Source organism: Streptomyces xanthochromogenes (genome assembly GCF_014650455.1).
In the GTDB taxonomy this organism is placed as follows: Bacteria; Actinomycetota; Actinomycetes; order Streptomycetales; family Streptomycetaceae; genus Streptomyces; species Streptomyces xanthochromogenes.
Genome location: NZ_BMUZ01000020.1, coordinates 13,204 through 28,722 on the forward strand (window position 1 = coordinate 13,204; position 15,519 = coordinate 28,722).

A 15,519-nucleotide genomic window follows, 5' to 3' on the forward strand; every position below is an offset into this window, starting at 1 on the left:
CGGGAGGGAAGTCGCAAGGGCGTCCTGCCACGGGGGGACGAAGGGTCGCCGTCGGCGTGTCACCGTGTCCCTCTGGCCCACTGGCTGTGGGCACGCGTAGCCTGCTGACCATCGCAGGCACCTCCCATTCAGGTGCTTGGTCACGCCGCCGACCACCACAACCGGCGAGCGCGACCGGCAGGCTCCCGTGACGGGGGCCTGTTCGCGTTTCGCGGGCCATCATCCACCCTCCAGGCATCACGCGGGGGCAGCCCCCTGATTCCGGAGTGTCGTCAGATTCCCGTTGTCCTCGATCACAGGTACGAGGCTTCCGGCGTAGACGACGGGGGACTCGCCGTTGCCTGGTGGCTCGAATCGGGCACCGTGCCGGAGTAGGTCTTCCTCAGTGAAGTACATAGCGTTGGGATTGTCGAAGGTGCTGGCGTTGCGCTTCTTGATCCGCTCCCACAGTTCCTCGTGGGTGGCGGGCAGGTACACCAGGGTGACCTTGGCCCCTGCAGCCTCGCCGACCTCGCGCCACTCCTGACGTTCGGAGAGCGTCCAAAGACCGTGGTCGAGGACGACGTCCCGGCCGGAGGCCAACGCGTCGCGGAGCTCGGCTGCGATCGCGGTCAGGATGGGGCGTTCGCGGATCTTGTAGGAACCACGAGGAAAGTCCCTCCCGTAGTGGCCGTGTTGCTCGAAAACCCGCTCGTCGGGGCAGATCCGCAGGTAGCCCCGAGTCTCCAGCTCGCGCGCGATCGTTGTCTTCCCTGACCCAGGAAGGCCAGCCAGCAGGACGAGTTGGGTCAGCCCCGGACGCCCCGCGAGTGTCCGCATAGTGCGCGTAACCTCCCTCTGTTCGGCCCAGGTGAGAGAGTCTCGGCGGTCCGCCTGGAGGAGGATGCCCAGGCGATTCTCGGCGACGTGAATGAGGGTGTCGTCCAGAAACGGGAGCGTCATGAGGTGCTCTCCTCCCTGGTCCAACGGCGGCCGGGCCCGCCGACATCCACGCCGTACTCAATGACGACGCCAGCACTATCAATGACTCTCACTGTCAGCACGATGACTGCTGCACGGGTGTCTTCGGGGATCTCCAGCGGCCCCGCGTCGGCCGGAGTGGTGTTGCGCGCCCACATGGAGCTGACTCGACGAACTACCGGACGACCGGTGTGCCGAGTGATCACGTCAATCGAGGTTCCGCTGGCCAACCGCTTGCCCATGAGCAGCTCTGGCAGTTCATCGGCGAAGCCAACCGGAATCCACGACGTGGAGTGAGAGATGACCTGGTTGGTGTGTTCGTCGCGGTATGTGCGCGAGCGTCGGAGGACCCTCTCGCCTACGGCGATCTCCAGGGCATCTGCGACTTCCTCAGGCGCGGCGACGATCCCGGCCATGTGCGAGTCGGAGCGTTCGCCCGCGCGCCAAGAAGATCCGGTGAGCTTGCTGCGCGCTTCCCGCTCAGCGCCGGATGCTAGAGGCAGACGGTTACGAACGACAGTCCCATGCCCCCGGGACGAAGTGACCAGGCCTGCCACTTCCAACGCTTTGTACGCCTGGTGCACAGTGTTTTTGGCCAGCCCAGCGTCCTTGGCCGTGTCCTCGATCTTGGGCAGCCGGTCGCCCGGAGCGTACTTCCCGCTCTTGATCTGCGCGGCCAGCGCATCTGCGAGGGCTTTCCACTTGGGCGGCATTCGCTCTGTTCTCCTCCGTCTCGGCGATCCTAGTGAATCACAGTCCTGAGATTGGTTCAGTAGGTAGCGCAGTCTTAATATTGCAGATCGACAGTGATTGACAGTCGTTCGCAATCCTGCGACTGTCGTTCTCGTAGGGCAGCGCCCCGTGACTCCATCTCACGAAGCGTGACGACATACCTATGTCAAAAACGGGCCCTCCGGCCGCCTGGAAGCCAAACCGGAGGGCCCGCGTAAGGGCCGATCTAGCAGAGAGGTACGACCCTATGAGGACTATCGTCGCAGGCCGCATCGTCGGTAGCGAGAACGAGTACATCGAGGCCGCACTGGGCTCCGGTATCGACTTTGCCGCCCTCCGCGCCGCGTCCCCCGAACTGCGGTCCGACTTCGTGGAGTTCCTGGTGGACACCAGCGACCCGGACAGCGAGATCGACCGCGAGAACATCAAGCACTTGCGCCGTGTGCTGGGCATCCGCCCCCCGGCGAACGTGGTGCCGCTCCCGCGTCGCGGCACCGCCGCCCTGAGCGCCGCGAAGGGTGGTCGGGCCGCATGAACTTCACGACCTCCAACCCCCGCCTGACGCTCCTGTTCTCCCTGCTGCCCGTGATGTTGGGCCGGGTGCGGCTGTTCGCCGCGCTGGCCGGCGGCGCCTGGCTGTTCGGGATCGAGCTGGACGTCATGGCCCGCATCGGCCTGGTGCTGATCGCGCTCGTGGTCATCGCGCTGGACGCCGTCCTCACCCCGCAGAGCGCCCTCACCTCCCCCGCCTTCCGCACGGTGGCGGGCGGCTACCGCGACAAGGAGGCGGCATGAAGACCGCGACCCTCACGGCGACCGACCGCACGGCCGAGGCCACCCCGCAGACCGCTGACATGACGGACTGGACCGGCGCCGACTTCGACTCGTGGCAGGTCCTCACCTCCCTGAACATCTCCGCCCCGATCACCCGCGTCACCCGGGCCCGCCAGGGTCAGGGCCAGGAAAGGACCCGCTGATGGAGACGACGACCTACGAGGGCCGCCGTCAGATGGACAAGGTCACGGCGCGTGCGGCGGCCACCCAGGCCGAGGCCACGGGGCGCCGCACCAACGCCCTGGCGGACATCGAGATCTCCGAGGCCCGCGACAAGGCCGCCGAGCGCAAGGACCTGCGCAAGGAGGCCGCGAAGACGAAGAAGCTGGAGGAGAAGGCCAAGCGGCGCGAGAAGCGGGCCGCGGCCCGCAAGGCCCGCAACGAGCGGATGGCGGCCGCGATCGGCCAGCCGATGCCGTGGGTGATGATCGTGGTGATCACCTCCATCTCGTTCGCGTTCCCCGGCCAGTTCTCCGCAGTGGTCGACCTCGGTGTGTTCTGGGTCCTGGCGCTGCTGGTGCCGGTCTTCGTCGAGGGCGCGACCTGGGCGATGTCGTGGCTGCGCAAGTGGGCGGTCGAGAACGACAAGCCCGCGAAGCTGTACGCGGTGATGCAGTGGACGTTCGCCACCATCGCGGCCGCGCTCAACGCCTGGCACCACGCGGACAAGCCCGAACTCGCGGTCGTCTTCGCCGCGTCGTCGCTGTTCGGCGTCGGGGTGTTCGAGGTCTACCTCCACTCCCAGATGCACCGCGTCGGCGGGCGCAGCGCGGAGGAGATCCGGATCGCGCTGCTGCGGCGGATCAAGCATCCGCGCGTCGTGCGCCGGGCCGCATGGCTGCGCACGGCGACGATGCCGCCCCTGTCGGAAGCGGAGGCGTGGGACCGGGCCTGGCGTCAGGTGCACGGCGCCGAGCCGGGCGTGACCGAGGGCATTCTCCAACGGTTCGGCAAGCGCGCGGGCAAGGTCGCCGGTCTCGTTGAGAAGCACGACGAGCTGAGGCCCACGGCGTCGCTCGCGATGTTCGACCCGCCCGCCGAGCCGGTGCGCGAGATGGCCGCCGGCGAGGGCTGGATGATCGACCCCACGGCCATCGGAAAGATCCTCGCGGACCCCGCGAACGCGCTCAGCGCGAACCGCGCAAAGGCATCCGCCGCGAAGATCAAAAAAGACGCCGAGGTCCCCGCTGGAGAGGCCTCACAGAGCCCGCGCGCGGCCCGCACGCGTGCAATGAACGAGCAGGTCAAGCCCAACAACCCCCCCTCTGCGCGGGGCCGTCAGAAGAGCATTGACGAGGGTGCCGCGAAGCAGGGTCGCGCGGTCCGCACGCTCGCTGCGGAGACCGCCCGCGCGGCCACCCCGGAACAGGCCGAGGCCGAGAAGCAGGCGGCCCGCGAGTGGGTCCTCGCGCGGCTCCGCGTGGAGCACGAGACGGGCTGGAAGGACGTGCAGCGGTACTTCGAGAAGGAGGTGCCGGAGCAGCGGCTGCGGGTGCTGCGCGGAGAGACCTGGTGCCGCGCGCGGATCAAGGAAGCCGAGCGCGAGCACAACGGCGACCCGGTCCTGCACCTGGCCGCGACCAGCTGACACGCGGACCAAATACCGGAGTCTGTAAGTCTGTGACTCCCGGACTCACGAAATCCCGTAGTGCCGGGTTCTGAACACCAACCGAAGAGTGCGAGACAGGGCCGGTCCCTCACCGACCAAGACGATGGCCGTCCCCGTCTCGCCACCCACCCCCAGAAGGAGGCGATTCCAGCATGACCGAGACCGACGAGCGGACCGCGAAGACCGGCCGCGACGAGCCTATGGCGAAGGTGATCCGGCTGCCCTTTATTGAGGACGAGCCCGAGGTCTCTGACATCACGGCGCCCGAGCCCGCCCCGCCGGCGGCCCGCGTCGACATGACCAAGCCCGCGGCCGCGCCAGTCGAAGGACGGGTGATCCCGGCCCGCGAGTGGGAGCTGGGGGAGGACGCGGAGGGTGACGCGCCCTGGATTCACCCGACGCTCCGCACCCCCGAGGGCCGCACCGCCCGGCGCGCCTACGTCCAGCGCCAGGCCCGGCGCAGGGTCCGCCGGTGGGCGTCGCGGCAGTGGACACCGCGCGGCATCGTCCCCACCACGATCCGCGGCGGGGTGCGCGTGCAGCGCTGGGTGCGCGGGGTCGAGGGCCAGAACGCGGACGCCGCCAAGCAGCGTGCCGAGATGCTCGCGGTGGAGGCGACGCGGGCCGCCCGCCGGGCCCAGTTCGCGTTGCTCCAGCGGGACGCGAAGAAGAAGGCGGCCGACGTCGCGCAGCAGGAGTCGTCGATGGCCCTGGTCCAGGCGACCGCCGCGGTCTCCACGGCCCGCGTCAAGATTCTCCAGCGGGTGGCGGCCGCGTACCTGCCAATGGCAGGGATCGACGCCGCCGGGTTCGTGTTCATGGACGGCCTGATCGGTCTGGGTGCCGGGGCGCTCGTCAACCTCGCGGTGCTGGCCCGCGTCGGGCGCCGCCCCGACATGTCGCCGGAGGAGCTGGAGGAGCTGGAGCGCGCCGAGGCCGGTCTGCCGGACCGCTTCGAGATGGGCATGACGCCGCGGGCCTTCGAGGCGATGCTGCACGAGGCGCTGACCAAGGAGATCGGTATCGCTGTCCACTCCTTGCAGATCTTCCCGCGCAACTGGGGCTTTGAGATCCAGATCGTGCTGAAGAACCAGACACCGGAGAAGCTGTCCGACAACCTTGCTCTGCTGGAGGCGTGCCTGCCGGGCGTCCGCACGAATTCGGCTCTCTTGCAGCAGTCCGCCAAGGCCCGTAATGAATGCGTGCTGCGTATTCCGGGGGATGACCCGTGGAAGGCCGTTCCGGAACTGCCGTACCGGGCGCCGAAGTCGGTCACCACGCACGAATTGCACAAGGCGCAGTTCGGTGCCGACATGTCGGGCCGTCCCCTGGCCCTTCCGGGCAAGCGGACCAGCGCCGCGTACATCGGCAAGTCCCGCTCGGGGAAGTCGACGATGCTGCGTGCCCGCCTGGACGCGCTCACCGCGACCAGTGACCGGATCATCGTCGGTATCGACCTCGGTTCCTACGGCTCGGGATTCGGCCCGTACCGCAAGTGCATGTCTGCCGTCGCCCGGACGCCGAAGGAGGCCCGCGTTGTTCTGGAGTGGGCCCTCGCGGTGGGAATGGGTCGGCCGAAGCTCTTTGACCGGCTGGGAATGGGTCTGAATTGGGAATCCAGCCCGGAGCGACCCGGAATTACCGTCGTTATCGACGAATTTCCGGCTCTGGTGATGGCCGCCAAGAGTGAGACCTTCCCCGAGCCCGAGGAGGGCGAGGAGAAGCCGCTCCGCCTGGACGAGCTGGTCAAGCAGATCAACCTCACCTCGCTGAAGTCCGACGTGGGCGTGGAGATCGCCTCGCAGGGCGTCACCCGCGACCGGGTGGGCGCGAACATGTGGCTGGCCGAACTCCCGGTCCAGGTCATGTGCGCGTGCGACAAGGACGACATCGTGCAGATCGCCGGCGGCGGCGCGATGGCCCAGGGGTGGCGGCCGGACCGGCTGCTGCCCGCGATGGGCGACGCCGTCAACGACGCCTCCGTGGCGTACGTGATGGCGGGCGGCGACTACTGCGAGCCGATCCCGTACCGGGCCTGCATCACCAGCGACGACGAGGCCGACCGCCGGGCCGCCGAGCGGGCCGCGGCCGGGATGTGCGAGCTGGACGCCGCATCGAAGGCCTTCGCCCCCGGCGTCGTTCTGCCGAACCCCGGCGGCGGCGACCCGTGGGACGGCGACGAGGACGAGGCCGAGGAGGAGACGCTGCCGGTCCTCCTCCAGGTGATCCGCTCGATCTACCGGTCCCTCGGTGACCCGAGCGGCCTGACGGAGGACGAGCTGTTCGACGCCCTGCACGAGGTCCAGCCCGAGACGTGGGACCTGGAGAAGTTCGCCACCGGCGACGGCCCGTCGATGACCAAGGGCGCCGTCCTGGCCCTGGTGCTCGACAAGGTCCTCGCCCCGCGGGGTCAGAAGTGGGCCAAGGAGACCTTCCGGCCGAAGGGCTCCAAGCAGACCAAGGGCTACCGCCTGCTCGACCTCAAGAGGCTCACCGGCGAGGCCGACGGGCGCTGATCCGCTTCCGGAACACCAGGAAACATGCAGGTCAGCGAGGGGGAACCAGCCCGGAACAGGGCCGGAACCCCCGCCCCGGGCCGGAACACGTTCCCCTCCCCGGACCCCGTTCCCGACCTGTTCCGAGCCCCTGACCTGCACGTTTCCCCTAGTTCCGCCGCTGTTACGTCCGGAAGATCACGAATGTTCCCCGGAGGAGATCCGATGCCGATCAGCCCGTGGCGGGCCCTCAGCCCCGACAACGGTGATCACTACCTGGCCTTCGAGCGCCGCTTCCGCTACGTCGTCGAGGACCCCGAGCACACGTGGCGCCGGGTGTGGATTCCGACCGTGCTGGCCTGCCCGGTGTGCGAGGCGGACACCGGCCTGCGGCTGGCCTTCAAGACCGGCATGGACGCCGCGGTGGAGGCCGCCTGCGGGATCGGGCACACCTGGGTCGAGCCCCGCGTCGCCGTCGTGCAGTGGATGGCGTACTGCCGCTTGCGCGCCGGGCAGCAGGAATCCGGCTGGCTGTGGCTGGTCGAGGCCGGTTACGGCGAGGAGCCGCCCCCGCCGATCGACTACGCCAAGGAGATCCGCCAGGGCGCGGCCGCAGTCACCAAGCATGTCCGGCGCAAGGCCAAGGCGAAGGTCCGCCGGGAGATCCGCAAGGCCAGGAAGAAGGTCGGCAGGCGGGTGCGCAACGAGGCGATGCGCCCGGTGGCCGCCGTCCTGCGCATGGCCTGGGCGATGCAGGCCGGGGGCGTCGAGCCGGTCACAGCCTCCCGACGGCGTCCGGCAGAGCCGAAGCTCCCGAAGACGCCGCCGGTCTCCGCCTACCGCAAGGCGTACGGCATGCAAGCCGCCACCAAAGGACCGAAATGCCTGGTCTGCGAGGACTCGGGGCGTATCACTGGCCCTGGCGTCTCCGTCCCCTGTACCGAATGCCGCGGGACCGTGAAAGCGACCACGGCAGCCGCCGTTGTCGCGGAGACCGCCAAGCGAGTCGCCGCTTTCGACGAGCGCGCGGCAGAAAGGGCCGTCACCCACGAGAAGGCGGCCGAAGGGCGGGCCGCAGCCAGGGAACTGGCCGCGGCCCGGGAACTGGCCGTGCAGAAGGAGAAGGCCGCGGCCCAGGAGCGTGTCTCTGCCAGCAAGCAGGCCGCCGCCGAGGAACGGATTGCAGCTGAACAGACCCCCACCGGGAAGCAGGCCCCCGCGCGGAAGCAGGCCCCTGCCCGGAGGAAGGCAGTCCAAAAGCGGGGCGGCTCGAAGCCTGTGACCACTGCAAGCCCGGCGGCCGCGCCGGCCGCGCGCAGCGCGGTCGACATCGTCGTCGACGAGCACGGCCGCGTGGTCAGCTCCAGCCGCCCCCTGACGCCCGACGAGGTCAAGCAGGTCCGCACGGCCGTGGAGAAGGCGGTCGATGTCGCGGCGGCGGTGGCCGCGGCTGCCTTCGAGACCGCCTCCGACGATTAGCCCCAGGCGCTGCCGCTGAACCCCGGACTCTGTAACTCCGGCACTTCGGAAGTAACAGGGTCCGGGACTCGGCGGGAGCATCTGGTCAGTCCCGACCGGATTCCGTCTGACGAAGGAGCCACCCCGTGAACGTCGCTGCCAAGCTCACCGCCCTCGCCGCCCGCCTCACCGGCAGGGCCTGGGCGCACGAGACCACCGAGCAGCTCGTCGCCGCACTCGACCAGCAGATCGAGCGGCTGACCGACGAGCGCGTGCCGGAGCACCTGGCCGGCGCCGCAAGCCTCAGCAGCCCGGCCGCCTACCAGCCCGGCCTGATCGACCTGCGCGCCGACGCTTACGACATGGCCGTCTACCTGGACGCGCTCACCACCGCCGCCGTGGCGCTCGGCGACGCCGACCTCGCCGACGCCTTGGTCGAGGCGGGCGAGTCCGCGCACGAACTCGTCACCCGCCTCGCGGTCGCCGCCCACGCCACGATCCCCGCCCCGGCCGTCCCGGTCGCTGATGCAGCCTGACCAGCGAAAACAAAAAGATGCCTACAAATGGTGGGCACACGCTAGACAGGCCTACAAAAAGTAGGCATTCTGAGAGTGCGGCACCGACCACGGGCCGCATCCGACGGGAAGGATCCCCGCTCATGACCGCGATCCAGCACCTCAACTCCCGCGACCTCCACGGCCGCGCCCTCCGGGCCCGGCGCCTCACCGTCCGCGTCCTGCGCCTGGTGGGCATCCACGCCGGGAACGTCACCATCGGCGCCATCTACGCCGCTGTCATCGCCTGGATGGTCAACGACGTCGTCGAGTTCACCACCGTCCTCAACATCACCTCCAACAGGGTCATCCTGCTGATCCTGGCCGCGTGGGGGACCACTCAGCTGATCAGGGCGGCCGCATACGACATCGCCGACCGGGTGGACCCCGACCGTCGCGACAGCGACGACCTGTGGGACGTCGCCGCCGCCCTCAGGGCCAATGCCCAGGACATCACCAACGGCGCGGACTACGACGAGATCCGGCTCGCGCTCCAAACCAGCGAGGTCCTGCCCGCCCTGCACGGACTGACTGCGCGGCTGCGCGGTGCGTATGCCCAGGACGGCGAGATGGAGGAGGCGTCCGCGCTCAGCGACACCACCGCCCTGATCCGCGCCGCCGCCGAGTCGCTGGGACACCGCGAACTCAGCGAGTGACTTCGCCCCGGGGCGGCCGCCATCCCGGCCAAGGAACTCCGGCCGCCCCGGGCCCCGAACCCGCTCCAGAACGGAGCAGGAGGAGAACCCATCCTCCCCCATCCCGAAGGAGCCCCCGACATGTCCAAGCCCGACACCGACAAGGCCGCCGAGGCCCGGCGCGTACAGCAGGTCCAGCAGCGCCTGGCGGCAGCGAAGACCACCCGCGACCTGCGCAAGGCCGACGCCGAGTTCGACTTCTGGGCCGACGTCGCCGCCGCGATCGACAGCGGCGAGGTCAAGCAGACCGAGGCCTGCGACGCCATCGGCTTCAAGCGCGAGTACGTGCGCCGCCAACTGATCGAACACCGCGCCCAGGCCGAGGCCCGGGCCACGACCCACACCCCCGACTCCACCGACTGACCCGCCCGCGAGGAGCTCCGATGTCCAAGCAGCCCCCGGCCCCCGGCCAGATGCCCGCACCGAAGAGTCCCGCCGAGTTCCTGAGCGAGCACCGCGCCTACGCGGGCACCACCGTGGCCGCCGGCACGCTGCTGACCCTGGCCCGGATCTGGAACGCCCAGGGTGCCGAGCACAGCGTCGGCGCCGCCGGGCTGATGCTGGCCTTCGGGGCCGCCTCCGGCTACCTCGCCGTCAAGAGCGACGAGGAGACCGCCAGCGCGGTGTTCTCGTCGATGGCCCTGACTTTCGGCGCCCTGTCGGTCGGCGTCTACTCCGACCCGATCGCCCCGGCGCTCATCATCTGGATCGTCGCCGTCATCGCGTCCAGCGTCCTGATCGCCCGCTCCCGCCGCGACGACCGCCGCGTGGCCACCCAGCATGCCGCCGAGATGGCCGCGCTCAAGGTGGACCGCTCTGCGGACATCACTATCGCGGAGATCGACGCCAACTCCCGGATCGAGGTGGCCCGCCAGCAGTCCGCGGCGGCCGCCGCGATGGAGGAGGCCATCGCCCACCGCGCCGCGCTCGCCGACGGTCCGCTCGACCCGACCGGCATGCTCCGCGCTTCCGGCCAGCTCCCGCCCCTGCACGTCGTCAAGGACACCGACGACGAGCGCCGCACCGCCTGACCGGTAGCCCTAGGCCCGCGTCCCGCACGTGGGCCCTGGAGATCTGGCCAGCACGACCGCGCACCCACTCGTCCGTTCAACGTCTGGAGAACCCCGTGAAGATCCGACTGCCTTGGATGAGCCGTCTCGACCGGAACCGTTGGAGGTCGGCGCAGGACCTCGGTCAGCTCGGAGGGCTCATGGCCCTCTGGCTGGAGGGGCACGTCGCCAGCTGGCCCGGCTACCAGCCCAACTGGGGCCCCGACGAGGAGACCCAGGAGCTGATCCCGACGCTCGCGGCCGCCAACCGCGCCGGGTACGTCACCATCGCCTCCCAGCCCGGCATCGGCCCCGTGGAGGGCTTCGACGGCCAGATCTGGCAGCAGAGGGCCGCCGTCGAGGGCTTCGTCCGCAACTACGACCTGCTGCGCGCCCTGGTCGACGCCGCCGAGAAGGCGGGCCTGGAGCACGAGATCGTCGACACGCTGGACACCGGCGAGCGGGGCATTGCCGTCACTCAGCGCGGCGGGAAGCCCTACACCACCTTCGGCGGCTACATGAGCCTCGCGGAGCTGCGGGACACGGTCTGGCGGGGTATCGGCCGCGGCGCCCTGGACGACGTCTTCCGCGCTGTGCGGGTCACGCTCGCCGCCCCCGAGTACGGAGCCGCCGCCGGCGAGAAGTTGTGGAGCGCCCTGAACGGTGTCATCGGGAAGCACGGCGACCCGGCGCTTCCGCACGGCACCGCCGATGCCGGGACGGCGGCCTGACGGCTGCCCGCGCCGCCCGGCCCGGGGGAGCGGGGCGGCAAGGGGAGCCGGGACAGCCCCGGTATCCGGAACAGAGCGAGAAGGAGGTGAACCTCATGGCGCATTGGGCGGTTGAGATCCCGACCCGCACCCCGGGCGAGCACGAGCAGCCCCGGACCGGCGTCCAGTGGTTCACATACCCGGCGTCACGCTTCCCCGGCCGCGGCGACGTGGTCGAGAAGGTCCGCGAGGACGTCGACACCGAGGACGCGGTCCGGCACCGCAGCGGTGCCGTCGCCGACGTCGACGCCATAAAGGTCGTCTGGCACGACGACCTGCTGTAGATCCGCCCCGGGGCGGGCGGCACCACGACCAAGCAGATCGCCCGCCCCGGGCCACCCGAACCCCCTGTAGAGGAAAGGGCATTGCCCATCATGACCCAGAAGACAGGCGGAAAGACCCCGGTCATCTTGATTCAGCTGGCCGACCCGTCGGTGCCCTACCCGGAGATGACCGGTGACGAGCCGTGCCGTCAGGACCCGGATTTCTGGTTCCCCGCGCACGGCGTGAACGCCGGTCCTCCCAAGGCGTTCTGCGTCGCCTGCCCGGTCCTGGACAACTGCCGGGCGTGGGCCCTGGCCAACCCCTACCTCGCCGCCGACGGCATCTGGGGCGGTATGAGCCACACCGAGCGCAACGCCTTACGCCGCAACGCGATGAGGCGGGCGGCATGACGAACCCGGCGGACATCAACCAGGCCCTCGCCGTCCTCGCCCTGGCAGCCGGGTGGGCGCTGCACGCCCGTCGCCTCCACCGGCGGCTGGACCGCTCCCGCCACGACCCGCTGACGGGGCTGTGGACCCGCGACGGCTGGAGTCGGCGGGCCGAGCGGGTCATCCGCCGGCGCCCCTGCGCCGCGGTTCTCCTTGCGGACCTGGATGGCTTCAAATGCGTCAATGACGTGCACGGTCATGCGGCCGGTGATGCCGTCCTCGCGGCCGCGGGGGAGCGGCTGGCCGCCTGGTGCGGCGCCCACGGAGTCGCCGGGCGGCTCGGGGGAGACGAGTTCGTGGCCGTCGTCGAGGACGACACGCGCTTGGACGACCGGCTCGCCGACCTCGCCGAGCTGCTGCGCCAGCCCGTCGAGCACCAGGGCGTGACGTTCACGGTCGGCGCCTCCATCGGCGCCGCCCGGCTCGCCGCCCTGCCCGAGCCGACCCTGTCGGCCGCGCTCAACGCCGCCGACCAGGCCATGTACCGGGTCAAGGGCCGCACCCGCCGCGGCCGCCGCCTGCTGCTGGCCCCGGCGTTCGCCGTCCTGCGCGGCCTCCCGCTGCGCCGGGACTACGAGTCCGGCGCCGTCCGGGCGTGGGCCCGCGAGCACGGCCACGACGTGCCGGACCGGGCGCGCATCCCGAAGAAGGTCCTGGAGGCCTGGCGCCAGCGCGAGAACGCGCCGCGGCTGGCCGCCGTCAGCTGACCGCCAGCACCCACCGCACGATTCCCGGGGCGCGGCCGCCATCCCGGCCAGGACCACACCGGCCGCCCCCCGGGGCCCCTCCGAACCCGAGACCCAGGAGATCCCCGACATGAACCCGATCCCCGAACCGTCCGTGATCGTGCTGATCGGCGCGAGCGGCTCCGCCAAGTCCACCCTCGCCCGCACCTGGCCCGTCGACTACCGGCTGGCACTCGACTCCTACCGGTGGACCGTCTCCGGCGACGCGGGCGACCAAGAGGCCACCGCCGACGCGGTGTTCCTGCTGGACGCCGTCCTGGAGCGCCGTCTCGCCCGCGGATTGACGTGTCTGGTCGATGCGACGAATACCCGCGTCGACGTCAGGAAGCGGCTGATCGAGGCCGCCCACGCCCACCAGCTGCCCGCGGCCGCCGTGGTGATGACCGCGCCGCTGCGCCAGTGCCTGGCCCGCAACTCCCGCCGCCCGGACAACCGGCGCGTCCCCGACAGCGAGGTCCGGCGCCAGTACCGGCAGATCAGCCTCGCCCGCCCGGGCCTGCACGCCGAGGGCTTCGACCACGTCGTCACCGACGACCGGCTGATGCGGCTGCGGCTGCTGCTCCAGCGGTCCGTCGACCGCGTCCACGCCGACCACCAGGTCGAGGGCGACCACACCGAGTACGCCCGCCGGGTGCTGGCCCGCCGGTTCTTCGGCGAGGACCTGGCGCAGGCCTTCCACTGGACGCACCTGCGCCCGAACCACGACCCGATCGGCGCCCTCGCGGTCGGCGGCGACGAGATCGTCGTTGCCTACCGCACCTGGTTCCCCGACCCGATGGACTGGGGGTTCGAGGCACAGGTGCCGTGCCTGGGCGGCTGCTCCGGCCCGGCCTGGGTGCCGGTGCGCAGCCCAATGGACCTGCTCGCCGTCTACGACGACGACTTCCCCGAGGAGGTTGTGCGGTGCGACCGCTGCACCGCCGGCGCCACCACGCGGGAGGCGGTGTGAGCACAGCGATGAACCCTGACACCGGCGACGGGTTCGACGCCCCGACCCCGTCCGAGGCCTACTCCGACGCCCCGAACCTGCGCCGTGAGATGCACGACGTGATGGAGCTGGGTGCCGTTCGCGAAGGCCGCCGCAACGGGATGGTCACCGTGCCGCCCGCACCCGACGCCGCGACGGTCGACCGGGTCTTCCTTCTGCGCCGGGCCGCCCTCATGGACCGCATGGCCGTCGAGGACCCCGGGCCCGGGGCCCGGGGCGCCGCAGTCCGGGCCGCGTTCGAACTGACCCAGTTCGACCACCAGCACCCGCAGATGACCGCCGGACCGCACGGGCCCCACTCGATCGAGTTCGACCCCAGCCAGCGCCCGTACGTCCGCCAGGAGTACGCCGCCTGGACCGCCGCCGGTCAGCCCGGCGCCTGACCCGCCCACGAGAGGACACGACATGTTCCAGGCCGGAGACACAGTGCGGATCGTCGCCTGCGAGGACGACCCCCGGGCGGTCGGCAAGACCGGGCGGATCGTCGACGAGGTGGCCCCGGGGCCGCTCACCGGCGGCCGGTGGACCGTCAACCGGATCAGCTTCCTGATCGGCCCGGTCCTCTGCCACGGCCACGAGTTGCAGAAGGCCTGAGTGAAGTAGCCCCGCCCGGGCGGGAAGTACCCGATCCCGCCCCGCACTGTCCGTACGGCACGACAGCATGGGCCCGGGGCCATCTGCCCCGGGCTCCGCCATGAAGGGAAGTACATGAGCACCACCGACACCGACCCGAGCGCCGCGGCGTACGCCGCCGTGAAGAAGGCCGCCACCGGCCTGCCGACGCTGTACGCGCCGAGCGTGCTCGACGAGGCCGCCGCCCTGCTGAGCGACCTGTGGGCCGCGGGTGAGCGGCACGGCGTGACGCCCAAGGAGTGGGACTGGGCGGTGAGTCTGGCCGGCGGCGCGCTGGAGGTCATCGCCAGCCGCTACACCCGCACCCCCGACACCGAGCGCACCGGGGAGCAGGTCACCGCGCTGTGCCAGGACCTGGTCTCGGCTCTGACCTCCGCCGAGATCGGCCTGACCGTCCTGCCCAACCCGCGTAAGCACCAGGCGGTCGTCGGGCGCCTCCCCGAGACGCCGCGCGGCGGCTACCACGGTGACGCCAGCCTGGTCGTCGGCATCTACTCCAACGGCGGCTGGGACATCAGCATGAACGCCGACGGCGCCACCGTCGTCTCGATCGCCGCCCCCGCCACCACGGCCGGGGCCGCCGAGGTCGCCGCCCTCGTGCGGGCCGTCGCCCGCGGCGAACTCGGCAACCCCTTCCGCCGCTGACTCCACCATCAAGGAGAGCACCACCATGTCCGACTGGGACCCGACCACCCTCGTCCGCGTTGACCGCGAGTACGACCGCCGCAACGCCGACAGCCGGTTCGGCTCGTACATCAGCGCCCGCACGGAGGAACTCTTCGAGGAAGACCGCACCGACCGCGCCCTGTTCACCGCGTGGGCGTGGCGCATCGCGACCCCGCCGGTGATGTCGCCCGGCTACATCGACATCCGTCCCGACCTGTCGGTCACGTTCGACCGCGACGAGGACGGCGACCCGATCGTGAAGGTCACCATGCCGCTGCCGCACCGGGCGCTCGCCCGCGAGCACCGCCCCGGCTACGAGGTGGGCGACTGGGAGGCCCCGTACGGCCGCGGCGAGACGTACCCGCAGCTGTGGGCGCCTGCGTACATCAAGCGGACGGCCGTCCTGGCGTCCGCCGTGATGCTCGTGCCCGCCACGGACTGGACCCTGTTCGTCCCCTCCGGCCGTCCCGAGCAGCTGGTCGACGACGCGCAGCTCGCCGTGGAGACCGCCGCCCGGCTCATCAACGAATACGTCGGCCCGCAGGTCGCCGACCTGCTCGGGGCGTCGTAGGCCGACCCGACCGAGGCGGGCGCCGGGACCGCGGACATCGGCCCCG

General features: G+C 70.9%; 21 protein-coding genes. 19 read left to right on the plus strand and 2 right to left on the minus strand.

All coding sequences use genetic code 11. The features are described 5' to 3' along the window. Nucleotides 1-237 precede the first annotated feature (237 nt). Nucleotides 238-942, minus strand: coding sequence for a P-loop nucleotide/nucleoside kinase family protein (locus IE267_RS36480; protein ID WP_189766175.1), 705 nt, complete (start codon nt 940-942; stop codon nt 238-240). Next, nucleotides 939-1,673: a GntR family transcriptional regulator gene (locus tag IE267_RS36485; RefSeq protein ID WP_189766176.1), complete on the minus strand. Its 735-nt coding sequence runs from the start codon at nt 1,671-1,673 to the stop codon at nt 939-941. Before IE267_RS36485 ends, IE267_RS36480 begins: the two co-directional genes overlap by 4 nt. A 266-nt stretch (nt 1,674-1,939) precedes the next feature. Between IE267_RS36485 and IE267_RS36490 the strand changes: the two genes are divergently transcribed. The 19 genes from IE267_RS36490 (at nt 1,940) to IE267_RS36580 (ending at nt 15,473) form a co-directional block, all read left to right on the plus strand. After that, complete coding sequence (locus IE267_RS36490; RefSeq protein ID WP_189766177.1) at nt 1,940-2,227, plus strand: hypothetical protein; 288 nt, start codon at nt 1,940-1,942, stop codon at nt 2,225-2,227. After that, nucleotides 2,224-2,487, plus strand: coding sequence for a hypothetical protein (locus IE267_RS36495; protein ID WP_189766178.1), 264 nt, complete (start codon nt 2,224-2,226; stop codon nt 2,485-2,487). The genes IE267_RS36490 and IE267_RS36495 overlap by 4 nt, the downstream gene beginning before the upstream one ends. Further along, nucleotides 2,484-2,669 (plus strand): hypothetical protein, encoded by a 186-nt coding sequence (locus tag IE267_RS36500; RefSeq protein ID WP_189766179.1) that lies wholly within the window; start codon nt 2,484-2,486, stop codon nt 2,667-2,669. The genes IE267_RS36495 and IE267_RS36500 overlap by 4 nt, the downstream gene beginning before the upstream one ends. Then, entirely contained in the window at nt 2,669-4,114 is a 1,446-nt protein-coding gene (locus IE267_RS36505; protein WP_189766180.1) for a DUF2637 domain-containing protein, read from the plus strand. Before IE267_RS36500 ends, IE267_RS36505 begins: the two co-directional genes overlap by 1 nt. Before the next feature lie 173 nt (nt 4,115-4,287). Next, nucleotides 4,288-6,651: a hypothetical protein gene (locus tag IE267_RS36510; protein WP_189766181.1), complete on the plus strand. Its 2,364-nt coding sequence runs from the start codon at nt 4,288-4,290 to the stop codon at nt 6,649-6,651. A 204-nt stretch (nt 6,652-6,855) separates the two neighbouring features. Further along, nucleotides 6,856-8,109, plus strand: coding sequence for a hypothetical protein (locus IE267_RS36515; RefSeq protein WP_189766182.1), 1,254 nt, complete (start codon nt 6,856-6,858; stop codon nt 8,107-8,109). A 125-nt stretch (nt 8,110-8,234) separates the two neighbouring features. After that, on the plus strand, nt 8,235-8,624 hold the full coding sequence (locus tag IE267_RS36520; protein ID WP_189766183.1) for a hypothetical protein: 390 nt from the start codon (nt 8,235-8,237) through the stop codon (nt 8,622-8,624). Nucleotides 8,625-8,746: 122 nt separating this feature from the next. Then, the gene (locus IE267_RS36525) at nt 8,747-9,298 is read left to right on the plus strand and encodes a hypothetical protein (protein WP_189766184.1); all 552 of its coding nucleotides are present in this window, start codon (nt 8,747-8,749) and stop codon (nt 9,296-9,298) included. A gap of 120 nt (nt 9,299-9,418) precedes the next feature. Next, nucleotides 9,419-9,700 carry a hypothetical protein gene (locus IE267_RS36530; protein ID WP_189766185.1) on the plus strand — a complete coding sequence of 94 codons (282 nt, stop codon included), beginning with the start codon at nt 9,419-9,421 and terminating at the stop codon, nt 9,698-9,700. A gap of 20 nt (nt 9,701-9,720) precedes the next feature. Then, nucleotides 9,721-10,368, plus strand: coding sequence for a hypothetical protein (locus tag IE267_RS36535; protein WP_189766186.1), 648 nt, complete (start codon nt 9,721-9,723; stop codon nt 10,366-10,368). 116 nt (nt 10,369-10,484) lie between these two features. After that, a complete protein-coding gene (locus tag IE267_RS36540) occupies nt 10,485-11,117 on the plus strand; it encodes a DUF6919 domain-containing protein (RefSeq protein ID WP_373304634.1) in 633 nt (210 codons plus the stop codon). A 95-nt stretch (nt 11,118-11,212) separates the two neighbouring features. Then, nucleotides 11,213-11,440, plus strand: a complete 228-nt coding sequence (locus IE267_RS36545) for a hypothetical protein (protein ID WP_189766188.1) — start codon at nt 11,213-11,215, stop codon at nt 11,438-11,440. Nucleotides 11,441-11,530: 90 nt separating this feature from the next. After that, the gene (locus IE267_RS36550; protein ID WP_308428881.1) at nt 11,531-11,830 is read left to right on the plus strand and encodes a WhiB family transcriptional regulator; all 300 of its coding nucleotides are present in this window, start codon (nt 11,531-11,533) and stop codon (nt 11,828-11,830) included. Further along, a complete protein-coding gene (locus tag IE267_RS36555) occupies nt 11,827-12,576 on the plus strand; it encodes a diguanylate cyclase domain-containing protein (protein WP_189766189.1) in 750 nt (249 codons plus the stop codon). The genes IE267_RS36550 and IE267_RS36555 overlap by 4 nt, the downstream gene beginning before the upstream one ends. A gap of 109 nt (nt 12,577-12,685) precedes the next feature. After that, complete coding sequence (locus tag IE267_RS36560) at nt 12,686-13,564, plus strand: AAA family ATPase (RefSeq protein ID WP_189766190.1); 879 nt, start codon at nt 12,686-12,688, stop codon at nt 13,562-13,564. After that, nucleotides 13,561-13,986 (plus strand): hypothetical protein, encoded by a 426-nt coding sequence (locus tag IE267_RS36565; RefSeq protein ID WP_229861634.1) that lies wholly within the window; start codon nt 13,561-13,563, stop codon nt 13,984-13,986. Before IE267_RS36560 ends, IE267_RS36565 begins: the two co-directional genes overlap by 4 nt. Before the next feature lie 22 nt (nt 13,987-14,008). Next, entirely contained in the window at nt 14,009-14,197 is a 189-nt protein-coding gene (locus IE267_RS36570; RefSeq protein ID WP_189766191.1) for a hypothetical protein, read from the plus strand. 114 nt (nt 14,198-14,311) lie between these two features. Further along, nucleotides 14,312-14,881 carry a hypothetical protein gene (locus IE267_RS36575; protein ID WP_189766192.1) on the plus strand — a complete coding sequence of 190 codons (570 nt, stop codon included), beginning with the start codon at nt 14,312-14,314 and terminating at the stop codon, nt 14,879-14,881. Nucleotides 14,882-14,906: 25 nt separating this feature from the next. Continuing rightward, nucleotides 14,907-15,473: a hypothetical protein gene (locus IE267_RS36580; protein ID WP_189766193.1), complete on the plus strand. Its 567-nt coding sequence runs from the start codon at nt 14,907-14,909 to the stop codon at nt 15,471-15,473. The last annotated feature ends 46 nt before the right edge of the window (nt 15,474-15,519 follow it).